General features: G+C 43.8%; 13 protein-coding genes. All 13 read left to right on the top strand.

What is annotated here, in order from left to right; all coding sequences use genetic code 11:
- The first annotated feature begins 54 nt into the window (after positions 1-54).
- The 13 genes from ACQCT8_RS06230 (at position 55) to ACQCT8_RS06170 (ending at position 12783) form a co-directional block, all read left to right on the top strand.
- The gene (locus tag ACQCT8_RS06230) at positions 55-1521 is read left to right on the top strand and encodes a hypothetical protein (RefSeq protein WP_426869461.1); all 1467 of its coding nucleotides are present in this window, start codon (positions 55-57) and stop codon (positions 1519-1521) included.
- 36 nt (positions 1522-1557) lie between these two features.
- Complete coding sequence (locus ACQCT8_RS06225) at positions 1558-2277, top strand: PRC-barrel domain-containing protein (protein WP_426869459.1); 720 nt, start codon at positions 1558-1560, stop codon at positions 2275-2277.
- A 19-nt stretch (positions 2278-2296) separates the two neighbouring features.
- Complete coding sequence (locus tag ACQCT8_RS06220) at positions 2297-3718, top strand: VanW family protein (RefSeq protein WP_426869457.1); 1422 nt, start codon at positions 2297-2299, stop codon at positions 3716-3718.
- A 29-nt stretch (positions 3719-3747) separates the two neighbouring features.
- Positions 3748-5403 (top strand): GspE/PulE family protein, encoded by a 1656-nt coding sequence (locus ACQCT8_RS06215; protein WP_426869455.1) that lies wholly within the window; start codon positions 3748-3750, stop codon positions 5401-5403.
- 10 nt (positions 5404-5413) lie between these two features.
- Positions 5414-6439, top strand: coding sequence for a type IV pilus twitching motility protein PilT (locus ACQCT8_RS06210; protein ID WP_426869453.1), 1026 nt, complete (start codon positions 5414-5416; stop codon positions 6437-6439).
- Positions 6440-6451: 12 nt separating this feature from the next.
- Entirely contained in the window at positions 6452-7663 is a 1212-nt protein-coding gene (locus tag ACQCT8_RS06205; protein ID WP_426869451.1) for a type II secretion system F family protein, read from the top strand.
- 89 nt (positions 7664-7752) lie between these two features.
- The gene (locus tag ACQCT8_RS06200) at positions 7753-8238 is read left to right on the top strand and encodes a prepilin-type N-terminal cleavage/methylation domain-containing protein (RefSeq protein ID WP_426869449.1); all 486 of its coding nucleotides are present in this window, start codon (positions 7753-7755) and stop codon (positions 8236-8238) included.
- A 113-nt stretch (positions 8239-8351) separates the two neighbouring features.
- Positions 8352-9278: a type IV pilus biogenesis protein PilM gene (pilM, locus tag ACQCT8_RS06195; RefSeq protein ID WP_426869447.1), complete on the top strand. Its 927-nt coding sequence runs from the start codon at positions 8352-8354 to the stop codon at positions 9276-9278.
- On the top strand, positions 9275-9877 hold the full coding sequence (locus ACQCT8_RS06190; protein ID WP_426869446.1) for a PilN domain-containing protein: 603 nt from the start codon (positions 9275-9277) through the stop codon (positions 9875-9877). The genes pilM and ACQCT8_RS06190 overlap by 4 nt, the downstream gene beginning before the upstream one ends.
- Positions 9870-10646, top strand: coding sequence for a hypothetical protein (locus tag ACQCT8_RS06185; RefSeq protein WP_426869444.1), 777 nt, complete (start codon positions 9870-9872; stop codon positions 10644-10646). Before ACQCT8_RS06190 ends, ACQCT8_RS06185 begins: the two co-directional genes overlap by 8 nt.
- Positions 10643-11074: a type II secretion system protein gene (locus ACQCT8_RS06180; protein ID WP_426869443.1), complete on the top strand. Its 432-nt coding sequence runs from the start codon at positions 10643-10645 to the stop codon at positions 11072-11074. Before ACQCT8_RS06185 ends, ACQCT8_RS06180 begins: the two co-directional genes overlap by 4 nt.
- Positions 11075-11109: 35 nt before the next feature.
- Positions 11110-11868: a prepilin peptidase gene (locus ACQCT8_RS06175; protein WP_426869441.1), complete on the top strand. Its 759-nt coding sequence runs from the start codon at positions 11110-11112 to the stop codon at positions 11866-11868.
- A 105-nt stretch (positions 11869-11973) separates the two neighbouring features.
- Positions 11974-12783, top strand: a complete 810-nt coding sequence (locus ACQCT8_RS06170; RefSeq protein WP_426869439.1) for a hypothetical protein — start codon at positions 11974-11976, stop codon at positions 12781-12783.
- Positions 12784-12788: the final 5 nt, after the last annotated feature.

The raw sequence follows: 12788 nt of genomic DNA, 5'->3' as shown, positions 1-12788 counted from the left end.
CAATATTTTATATATAAATCATAAGTACTAATTCTACTTTTTAGGAGTGAAGTAATGGCTTCATATATTTTTGCTGCTGTCGGCATGCTACTGCTTATCCCTGTATTGTATTTTATTCCTATTGGTTTTTCAGTTGCAGGAAGATTGCTGCTTGCAGGAGCAGCTCTTTTATCAGCGTTTGCTGCGATTGCTCTCCAGCCATTTATAAATACCCTTCAAAGTGTGCTGATCGGCTCCATGCTAACGATTGCGGCTGCCATTTTGCTTCCCCGTGCAGCGGCAGGGATTTTTAAAGAAGAGGAGGAGGATCAGGATATATTTTCTTTTTCTGAACCCATTCCTGCTGGACCTTACGCACCAAAAGGATACAAGGACTACGAGGAAGAGATAGAAGAAAATACGGGGATAAAAGAATCATATGAATCCAAAGAGCTTAGTAAAAGTGAGTTAGACTGGTTCTTAGCTCCTGCCCCTGAAGAAGAAAAGTCTGCGGAGGAAGAGCTGAATCCTTCAGCCGATGAAGAAATAGGTATCGTAGAGCCGGCAAGCAAGATCGATGAAAACCCAGGTCAGGATGTAGAAATCGAGAAGAATACAGCGGAAAAAATTGATCATTATTATGAGCCGGAAACAAAAGAAGAGGAGGACGAAGTAGCTTCCTTTTTGGATACAAGAAATAAAATAATGCTCAATGATTTGCCGAAAGAAGACGATAATATAATAGAGACCGCTGAAAACCCAAATGAGGGAATGGATGAAACTGCCTTTAACCGTTCATGGCTTGAAGCTGCTGTTTCATCCGAAACTGCCATCGCTGATGAAAAAGAAGATGGCGATTCAGCACTTGATGAAGAAAGTATCTCATTTGCAGCTGAAGATAATGAAGAATTAATGCATTCCTTTACCTTTTCTTTGGAAAAGAAAGAAGACGAAAGTGATCAGCCTCAAGCGGCAGAAGCTGAATCTATTAATCTTGAAAAAGACGAAGAAGATAAAACTGATTTGAAGGAAGATTATTCTCCGCAAAAATCAGAGCCTGATTTAACAGCTGAGCCTGACTTGGAACAACCATTGTCTGAACCGTACAAAGAGGATTCTGCCGGAGCGGAAACCGAACCTTTACCAGTAATTGAAGCTGCAAGCGAAGCACAGGAAGTATTTACTGAACAAGAGGTAATGGCTCCAGCTTCTAAGGAAAGCTCTGCAGCAAAACCTCAGCCGGCTGTTATTGGTCCTGAGTTGTTCCAAACCATTCTTGATCAGTTTTCTTTCATGCAGGCGTCGCTTTCTGCTTCTGAATACGAAGATTCAATCAGAAGCGTCATCGTGCTGCCGCTTGCCCAGGAACAAAAATTAGCTTTGTACCGCCACTTCCTGCTTTACCTGATTGAAAAGAAGGAAATGAACCGCGCAGCACAGATTGCAGAAGAAATGGCTGATGAGTTCAGCATCTACGCTGCAGTAACAGAGGAAATTAAGATGTTCGGAGAATTTATCGCTCACTCAAAGGTCAATGGATAATAGATTAAAAATTGAAAAGAATAGGTGTGGTTATTTATGAAAAACAGTACAGAATTAATCGGTCTTCCCGTTATCTCCATCACGGACGGTTTGGAAATTGGAACAGTGAAGTCGATTGTCGTGAATCCTGAAAAAAGATCTGTGGACTTTATTGCAATTGAGCACGAGGACTGGCAGACAAGTGTACGGGCGATTCCGTTCAAAAAAATTATCGGACTTGGTGAATATGCTGTAACAGTTGAGCAAAGCAGTGCCATTATTGATTTAAATGAAATTCCATTAGCTAATCAATTGCTAAACCGGAAAATTTCCATTACAGAAACAAAAGCAATGAGTAAAAAAGGAAGGCTAATAGGAGAAATAAAAGACTATTATTTCAATGAAGACAGCGGCTTGATAGAGCATCTTGAAATAGAATCCGCACAGCAAAGAGGCTACCTGAAAGCGGAAATGGTTATTACGTACGGAAAAGACATTATCGTGCTTGAAGAAGCGGCCTACAGTTCATTTCAATCTTCTCTTTTTGAAGAAGAAGCACCTGCAGCTGAACAGGAGCCGGAAGGTGTTACCCTGCTTTCTCAGATCAAAGACAAGCAAAGCAGCTTATTGGTGGGCCGTAAATTAACGACCGATGTGAAGGATGACAAGGGGATTTCCATTTTGCATGCAGGCAGTGAGCTGACAAAAGCAGATATTGAGCTTGCCCAGCGCAAAGGACCCGCAGTTTTTGCCAAATTGGCTACCTCAGTAAACTAAAGGAAAGTGGGTGTTGGGAATGGGGAACAGCCAGATTGTAAAATTACTGCTTACCGGATTTCTTTCCTTCTTCATTATTTACGGAACCTCACAGGCTGGTCCTAAAATCCTTCCCGGCTTGCCCGGCGGCTCAAGCGTTTTTGAAGAGGATACCCAAATAGGCGGAGTAGATGTTGGAGGTATGAACCGGGATGAAGCGGTCATTGCTCTTATTGATGACACCCAGACCTGGAAAGAACAAGTATCTTTAGTGATTGCTGAAAACGAACAAACAAGCCCCGTCGAATTGTCCCTGGTTCATTTTCTGTTCGAGGAGTCAGTTGAAGCTGCTTTAGATCAACAGTCAAACCCGCTAAAGGTCAAATTGGATATTCAGGAGATTTTAATCGGCATTGAACAGGATCTTTCTGTCCCTGCGTCTGAGTGGGTGGATCCTGCAAAGCTGCAGTTTGAAATTGAAAAGAATGTACAGGTTCTTTTTACTGAGGAAACAGTGATGATTCCCTTAACCGCCCTTCTGCCGGATGACAAAGAACAATCAATCATAACAGAAGAAGCAGGTGATTTTACACTCTCGGGAAACCAGCAGCTTTTTGTGGAAGAACATAAAATAGTGCCGATTGAATCCGGCGGTACCTTTTCCATACTTTCTCTCGCATCTGCTTATGGCGAGGAGTTTTTAACCGATGAGGAATTCTCCCAGCTGGCAAGTGTTATCCACAGTGCTGTCATCGATTCACCTTTGACGGTTACAGAGCGTTCAATCTCTCTGTCCCTGCCTGCATGGGCAGAAAGGGGCAAAGAAGCTAAAGTAGAGAGAGAATCCAGCCGTGATTATAAATTCATGAATGATTCATCAGCACCGGTCACCCTGGAAATGGAGATTGTACAGCAGTCGCTTTATGTACGGATTAATGGACAGCAGCATTCTCATTCATATGAGTCGGCCGCAGATGACATTCAAACGATCAAACCGAAAATTATTAACCAGTACAGTCCCTTTGTTCAGTCCAATGTCACAAGAATATCAGAAGAGGGCAGCGATGGATATTTGATTCCTATGTATCAGCGGGTGCTGGACGCAGCAGGAGCAGAGGTTGAAAAAAACCTGTTGTATGAGGACTTCTATCCGCCAGTACACCGGGTTGAAATCAAAAGCCTGGAGCGTCCTGAAATCAGGATCGAACAGGATGATTCTCCTTCTGTTTCAGTAGAAAGTGAGAACCCTGTAGATGGGTCAGGATCCGATGACACGCAGGATACAGAATTAAGCGGTGAGACAGAGGAAGAACAATCAGCAGATGGTTCATCAGCACCTGAACCTCAAGGTCCGGCCGGTGATGAGTCACAAAACGAAAAACAAGAGGAACAAAAAGAAGATAGATCTGATCAGGGAACTTCTCAAAAATCTGAGAATGAAGAAGACGAAGAAGATAAATAGCTGATTAATACTGAAATCGGGGTGTCATAATGTCCATACAGCAACGGAAACGGCTTGGAGATATGCTGATTGAAGCAGGGGTTTTAACATCTGAGCAGCTTACCGTCACGCTTGCTGAAAAGCAGCAGCATATGAAACTCGGAGATGCGCTTCTTGAAAGAGGGTTTATCACCGAACAGCAGCTTATTGAAGTACTTGAGATTCAGCTTGGAATTGAACAGGTCAGCCTGTACCGCTACCCAATAGACACGAATCTCTTTACGCTCATACAGAAAGAGCAGGCGCAGCGCAACTTAATCATCCCCTTGAAAAAAGAAGGAGACAAGCTTTACGTTGCCATGGCGGATCCGATGGACTATTTCATAATAGAGGATCTGCGGCTGTCTACAGGCTTCAATATAAAACCTGTTATCTCTACGAAAGACGATATCATCCGGTCCATTAATAAATATTATGAGACTGAAGAGGGCTTCGAGGAACTCAAGCTTGAAGACAAGCAGGAGATTACCAATCAGGATTTAACGGATATGGAATCCCCGATTATCCGCCTTGTAAACCAGCTTTTATCTTCTGCAACCTCTCAAAAAGCAAGTGATATTCATATTGATCCGCAGGAAACAAAGGTTCTGTTCCGGATCAGAGTGGATGGTGTACTTAGAACAGAACGAATACTCCCGAAGCATATTCAGGGCATGCTGACCGCTCGCATTAAAATACTTGCCAATATGGACATTACAGAGCAGCGTGTACCGCAGGATGGACGGATTAAAATTAATGTGGATTATAAGCCGATCGATTTGCGTGTATCTACACTTCCTACGGTTTATGGAGAAAAGCTTGTGCTGCGTATTTTGGATCTTAGCAGTTCATTAAATGATTTGCATACACTCGGTTTTAACCCTTTAAATCTAAAGCGCTTCACGTCCATGATCGATAAACCGACAGGCATTGTCCTGATTACTGGACCGACTGGATCGGGTAAATCCTCCACATTGTATGCAGCGCTGAACAAATTAAACAGTGAAGATGTCAACATCATTACCGTGGAAGACCCTGTTGAGTATCAAATGGAAGGAATTAATCAGATACAGATGAATTCCAATGTGGGACTTACATTTGCTGCGGGGCTGCGTGCCATTTTGCGTCAGGATCCCAATATCATCATGGTGGGGGAAATACGGGATCAGGAAACAGCAGAGGTTGCGATACGAGCTTCCTTAACCGGCCATCTTGTGCTGTCAACCATCCATACAAATGATTCACTAAGCACCATCACGCGGCTTTTTGATATGGATGTTGAGCCGTTTCTTATCGCTTCGTCATTAAGCGGAGTGGTTGCTCAGCGGCTTGTACGTAAAGTTTGCCGGGACTGTGCTGAAAAAATGCAGCCTTCTCAACGGGAAAAAGACATTTTTGCTAAAAGGGGCCTCACCCTTGAAACCGTCACTAAAGGCAGCGGCTGTGCTTCCTGCAATATGACAGGCTACAAGGGGCGGATTGCGATTCATGAAGTCCTTGAAATTGACGAAGAAATGAGAAGAGTTATTTTAAATAATGATGCTTTTTCCAAGCTTCGTGAAATTGCCATTAAAAATAAAACCATTTTTTTGCTTGATGACGGTCTGTTAAAAGTAAAACAGGGGATCACAACGACAGAAGAAATTCTGCGCGTCGCAATGGAATAGGAGATCGAACATGATAGAGCAAATCCATTATCTTTTAAAATCCGCCTTCGAACTGAATGCCTCTGATCTGCATTTAACTGTTGGATCGCCGCCTGTCCTTCGCATTGATGGAAGTCTGAAAAGATTAGGAAAAGAAAAACTGACCGGTGGCCATACAGAAAATATGGCAAAAGCCATTTTTCCAAAAGGGAAATGGGAGCAGTTTGAAGAAAATGGGGAGCTTGATTTTTCATACGGGCTCCCTGGAGTGTCGCGCTTCCGGATTAATGCGTATCATCAAAGAAATTGTATTTCTATGGCGATTCGTGTGATCCCCTCCTCCATTCCAACTCTTCAAAGTCTTCAGCTTCCCGTTGTGATTCAGGACATCTGCCAGCTTTCTCAGGGGCTTATTTTAGTGACAGGACCAACCGGCAGCGGCAAGTCCACCACACTTGCTTCCATGATTCAATTCATGAATGACACCATGAAAAAACATATTATTACCTTAGAAGATCCGATAGAATACCTGCACAGTCATGGCGGGTGCTTAATTGACCAGCGGGAGGTCGGCTATGACACCAAATCATTTTCAAATGGCCTTCGAAGCTCCCTGCGCCAGGACCCAGACATTATTTTAGTAGGAGAAATGCGGGATCTTGAAACCATCCACACAGCCATTACCGCAGCAGAAACCGGTCATTTGGTTCTGGCTACGCTGCACACATCCAGTGCAGCTTCTACCGTTGAACGAATTATTGACGTATTTCCAGCTGACCAGCAGCCTCAGGTCCGCATTCAGCTTGCATCTGTTCTGAAAGCGGTCATTTCCCAGCGTCTTCTTCCGCTTGCTCAAAAAAAGGGAAGGGTCGCTGCTGTTGAGGTTATGCTGAACAATTCAGCTGTAGCCAATTTAATCCGCACGGAAAAAATACACCAGCTGCCTTCCGTGATTCAAACCTCGATGGCGCAAGGGATGCAGCTGATCCAATCGAGTGTTAATGAGTTATACCAAAAAGAGAAGATCACACTGGAAACGGCAAAACCTTATATGTAAGGAGCGGAATAAATGGCTCGATTTAAATACGAAGGCAAAACAAAATACGGGCAAAAAAAAGGGATCATCACAGCGGTCACGCGAAAAGAAGCCATCCAGCAGCTTGCAGTAGACGGCATTCGTGTGCTGGATATCCAGGAACAGCAGGAGACGCTGTTAAATAAAGATCTTGCCATCGGAAATCCAGTAAAGCTTCAGCATTTGGTTATTTTTGTCCGTCAGTTCTCCACTCTTTTAAAGGCAGGTGTGACCGTCGTTGATGCCACAGCAATCCTGTCGAAGCAAACGGAAAGCAAGGCGCTGAAAAAAGCTCTTTCTGCCATCGAACTTGAATTGCGGGAAGGAAACACACTTTCTGATTCAAGTGTTAAGTTTGATCGCATTTTTGAACCTTTTTTTATCAATATGATACGGGCAGGAGAAGCAACCGGTAATCTGGATGAGACACTGGAACGGCTGGGTGATCACTATGAAAAGCAGTACAACACAAGAAAGAAAATCCAGTCAGCGCTGTCCTATCCAATCGTCGTTGGGCTTGTCGCCATAGGTGTCGTGATCTTTCTATTAACCTCAGTTGTGCCAACATTCGTTACAATGTTTGCTGACTTCGGCGGCGAGCTTCCGCTGATCACTCAATTTGTTTTAAACGCGAGCGGGTTTATGGTCAGCTGGTGGTATTTAATTGTGGCTGCAATGATCGGACTAGCTGCTGTAGTGTCGGCAGTAAAAAAGCATCCGTCCACCAAGTATCATTTTGATTATGCTGTTCTTAAAATTCCGCTTTTTGGAAAGTTAATTCAAAAAGCGGTGCTTGCCCGATTAACCCGAACTATGAGCTCTTTATTCTCAAGCTCAGTTCCGATCCTTCAGGCACTGACCATTGCAGAATCCATCGTTGAAAACGAAGTGATGGCAAGAGTAGTTAAGCAATCAAGAGAATCGCTTGAAAAGGGAAATTCGCTAACAGAACCGATGAAAAACCATTGGGCCTTTCCTCCTCTTATTTCTCAGATGATTCAAATCGGAGAACAAACAGGTGCTTTGGACTCAATGCTTGGAAAGGTCGCAGACTTCTATGAAAAGGAAGTCGACAACGCTACCGAACAGCTCAAATCCCTGATTGAGCCTATCATGATCGTTGTACTGGCAGGCATGGTTGGAACGATCGTAACATCGATCATGGTGCCGATGTTTGAGATATTTAACGATGTGCAAAATTTTTAAAATATTGTAAAATAGGTATTTTTTCATTGTTCATTTATGGTAGTATAAAGTAGTATAAAAGATACAATAATTGAAATGGAGGCTATAAAATGTTTAAGAAAATGAAGAAAATGCTCAAAAACGAAAAGGGGCTTACACTGATTGAGCTTTTAGCCGTAGTCGTTATCCTTGGAATCATTGCCGCAATCGCCATCCCTGCCATTGGAGGAATCATCGACAATACACGTAAAGACGCCCACGTTGCCAATGCTCAGCAGATGATTAGTTCGGCGAAGATTGCTTTAGCGGGTGATAGTACCCTTTTACCTACAACTGGTGACGTATTTATTCCGCTTGCTTATTTGGAAGATGAGGGATATATAGAAGAATTAGTAGATCCGGATGAACAAACTGATGGATATGACATAGGCACCGCTACAATAGCAACCGCCGCTCCCGATGGTTCTTATGTGGAGGCTACTAAAAACGATACAACTAATCAGGTTGAATATTCTGTGGTTCTAGTGGGAGACGAAAGAAATATTGACGCGGCTGAAGAAGATTTAGATAGAGATTCTGTAGAAGATAATTCTTAGAAAGTAAATTAGGGAGAAAAGCCACCCAGCTTTTCTCCTGTTTCTACTATTCTATTACCCCCAATAAATTGCAGTCACTATGCCAGATTTTTCCAACAAAGGAGTTACATCTCATGCTCAAATCATTGTTTAAGCGCTCGAACCAGCTTGTCCATATGGTGTTTACTGAAAGAGCGATCCGCATGGTCGAGTTTAAATCGATCAGTCCGCTTGAGGCGAAGCACACGTTTCACACCCCTCTTCCAGAAGGTGTGATTGAAAAAGGGAAAATTGTTGACCTGTCCTTGCTGGAATCCATCGTGGAGCAGTGTGTGGCTGATTGGAAAATCAAGCATAAAAAAGTGCAATTTATTGTGCCGGATCCGTTTGTCATTATCCGGCAGATTGAATTAAAGGAAAATTTGTCCCAGCAGGAAATACAGGGCTATTTATATATGGAGCTTGGGAATCGCATTCAGCTTCCCTTTGATGAGCCAGTTTTTGACTTTGCGAAGCTGCCGACAGAAAGCGGGAAAGATCTGCTGATTTTTGCGTCCCCTGAAGACGTTGTCAAAAGCTATCGGGACCTGCTTGAAAAGGCAGGGCTTGAACCGGTTACAGCCGATATTTCTCCGTTAGCCCTATATCGGTATTATGACCGTTATAGTGAGATTAAAGAAGAAGATCATCTGCTGATTTTACGATTTGACCAACGGCAGCTGACAATTTCCATTTTTCATCAGGGCTATCCATATTTTATGCGTCCTATTGCATTTGAAGAAGATCGTGGAGAAGAAGCCTACGGGGAATTGTACAGCGAAATTTCAAAGATCCTGAGCTTTTACCGCTACTCCATTCATCAGGGAAGCGGGGAGATCAGCCGGGTTTACGTAAGTGGAGACTGGTCTGATCTGGATGCTTTTGCAGAAGGACTGAAGCAGGAATTGACATTGCAATTTCAATATCCATTTCAGCCAGAGTATTCTGAGGATGACCTGGAAATGCTTCCGGATCAATTTGAAATCGTGACAGGGCTGGGCTTAAAAGAGGTGGAGGCATGAAGCAGATCTCAATTAATCTTCTGCCGAAAAAACAGCGCCGGCAGCGGTTACAGCTGTGGGTTGTGGGACCGCTCGCTGCTTTTTTAGTCATTTCTACCGTTTTCATTACTGTTCTCCACTATACTAAATCCCAGGAGCTGAACCGAACAGAATCGGCATACAGCCAGGTGGTTCAGGAAAGAGAAATACTTGAACAGCAGCAGACCGCAAATGCTGGCACAGGTTCAGTGGAACAGCTTGAAATGGCGATCGAATTTATGAAAACCTACCCGATTGATACGGTGCCGATACTGGATCATTTTACGGAACGCTTGCCTGAAAGAGGGTTTTTTCAATCCTTTCAATATAATGAATCGGGAATTATTGTGCTGAGTGTTCAATTTGATTCAAGCAGAGAAGCGGCTTTCTACCTCTCTGAATTGCAGCAGTCAGAATGGGTGGCAAACGCAGCTGTTTCAAGCATCACAACGTCAGAAATCCAGTCGATTGAAACCACTGATGCAAGCGATGATGAAGGAGCTGTGCTTCCGCGTTATGTAGCTCAATATACAATTGAGCTTTCTGAAACTATCGGGATGGAGGAAGAGACAGATGAATAGTCAATTTAGCCGTCCTTTTCTGATTACCCTTTTGCTTGGAGCAGCAGCTTTTTTCATTCCGCTCTTTTTATATTTAAACTGGCTTCACCCGGTAAACAGCGAGATTACGGAGCAGAAAAAGCTGGTTAAAAATGAGGAGGCGCTCGTATCCGCCCTGCTTGATACTCAGATTGAGAGTCCAACTGAAGATGTTTTAACAGACAGCGCCTCTTTGCAGACACAAATACCGGTTAAACCTTTAACGGAGCAGCTAATCCTTGATCTTGAGAAAGCGGAGCTCTTATCAAACAGTTTCATTGAATCCATTGCCATTGCAGAAACAGAAATATCGCCAACCTCTTTGCAGCCTGAGTCAGAGCCTCAAATGGAGAACCCGCTGGATGAACCTGAAGAGGAAGCAGCAGCGGTTCCGGCTGTAAGTCCCGAGGAACTCGCGCTTATCCCGGAAGGTTTGCATAAGGTTTCGGTGAGTCTAACCGTGCAGTCTCCCACATACTTTGAACTACAGCGGTTTTTAACTGTAATCGAAGAACTCCCTCGCATTATGGAAGTGGAACAGATTGGCTTTAACGATAGAGGGGAGGTTATTTCGCTCAATGACTCTGCTGAGACGCTGTCATTTTCTATTACAATTGGAGCGTATTACTACCCTGGCTTAGAAGAATTGATAGAGGACCTTCCGTCCATAGATTCTCCAGCCCCGGCTCAAAAGAAAACGCCACTTTCAACGTTTCCTGAAGAACAGGAGGAAGAAGACGAGTCGTTATGAGGAAGAAAAATGGCTTTACACTTATTGAAGTGCTGGCGGTCGTTGTCATTGCAGGAATTCTATTCAGTATAGGGGCGGCGATGATGCAGACAACCATTATGATATCGAGGCACGATTCCTTTCTTGCTACGGCTCATTCCTTAGAAGAGGCAGCACGGCAGTATTCCTATCACCACCGAATAGGCAAGGAAGAAACAGAGCGCGTTACATACAGTGAGCTGATTGGGGAAGGACTGATTGAAAGGGTGAAGGATCCTTATACCGGCGACCTTTTTGAGGATGATAATACTACCTTTATCAGCTTTAAAAACAATGAGCCGCTTTTGATCTGCTTAAAAGGATATACACATGAAAGCTGCGGGGATTCGAATGGTGAAGGCCTTTCTTTTTCTTTATTGTCGCGGGAGAGAATTGTCAGGATGGAATAAGCTGAACGCTGGTCGACGAGGGGTGCTCGAATGTTATGACGATAGTATACACAAGTGTTTTATTTTTCTACGGAACAATTCTAGGTTCTTTTTATAATGTGGTAGGACTTAGGCTGCCGGAGAAGAAATCCATTGTTTTTCCCGGGTCCAGCTGTCCCAAATGCCATCATCAGTTAAAATGGTTTGAATTGATCCCTGTCCTGTCATACATATTTTTAAAAGGCTCCTGCTCAAAATGCAGGTCACAGATTTCTGTCTTATATCCCGCCATGGAGATGCTGACAGGGATATTATTTGCTTATGCGTTTTGGGTGCACCAATTTTCGGTTGAATTCGCGGCGGCCATTTTATTTATTTCACTGCTCGTCATCATAACCGTATCTGATTTAGCTTATATGATTATTCCTGACAAAATCCTGCTTTTTTTTGGAATCGCTCTGCTTGCAGTCAGAATAGTGGAGCCTCTTTCGCCCTGGTGGGATGCTTATTTAGGGGCTGGTGTTGGGTTTACTCTGCTGTTGCTGATTGCCATCGTGTCAAAAGGGGGCATGGGAGGCGGAGATATAAAATTATACGCTGTAATCGGATTGGTGCTAGGTGTAAAACTGACTTTACTGTCTTTTTTTCTCGCAACCCTCATCGGAACCATTGCAGGGCTTGCGGGTATCGTCTGGAAAAGTAAAAACAGGAAAGAGCCGGTTCCATTCGGGCCGTCAATTGCAGCAGCTTCCATCCTTACGTATTTCTGGGGACAGGATCTGATCGACCTTTATTTCAAGCTTCTATTTTATTAATCGAATCATGTCACTATTTTTCAGGAACAGGACGACACAAGTCTTGTTCTTTTTTGGCTTGTCCGTGATAGGCTGATGGACAAAGAGGACATGAGGAGGATGCATTTGGAGCCGAGCCAGCACAACCCAAAAAAAGATGAACAACCGATTGAAAATCAGCCGAGTCAAAATGCCGTCATTTATTTGCCCAAACTGACTAAGAAAAAAATGGGGAAAGGAGTTTCTTCTATAAAGGGTGTCATTAAGAAAGGAAGACCCATTATTTTCGCGGCTTTCGTTTCAACGGTGTTTGCCACGATTGCTTTCACCGTCATTGATCCGGAACGGGTGAATCAGACCGCACTGACCGAGCAGACGGATCCTGTGGCTGCAGAAGCCGCAGAAGCCGCGAGTTCAGGGGAGGCGGTTCCATTGCCGGAACTGTCTATGTGGGTCGTACAAGCAGGTGTTTTCAAGGAAGCAGCATCGGCTGAAACGAATTTCCGTGCTATTACCGCTGAAATGCCAGTTATTCAAACTTTAAATGAAGATTTTATTGCTTTGTGGGTAGGTGCCGCATCTGATGAATCTTCAGCCAAAGCAATTGCAGAAAAGTACCAGACAGAACAGCTTCCATTGTACGTGAAACAGGTGTCAAGTGGAGAATCAGAGCTTCAACTCAGCGAGAAGGATGCCCAATGGGTGAAATCTGCAGCTGCCATTACGCAAAGTATTCTGGCTCAGGATCTCAATTACGACTCAATTAATGAACTTATAGCTTCTCCTCCAGAAAATGAACTTCTTCAGGATTTGTTTGCGTCCATGACCTCTCTTGCAGAATCTGCCGGCGGATCAGAGCTTGATCAGTCACGGGCATCTCTAAGTGTAGTGGAAATGGCGTGGGAATTGCCGCAAAAAAAAGATCCGGATCAATAGGAAGA

The sequence above is a fragment of the Jeotgalibacillus proteolyticus genome, from assembly GCF_050107735.1.
Classification (GTDB): Bacteria; Bacillota; Bacilli; order Bacillales; family Jeotgalibacillaceae; genus Jeotgalibacillus; species Jeotgalibacillus proteolyticus_A.
The sequence above is the reverse complement of the archived record's forward strand: the minus strand, read 5'-3'. Positions and strand labels throughout refer to the sequence as shown.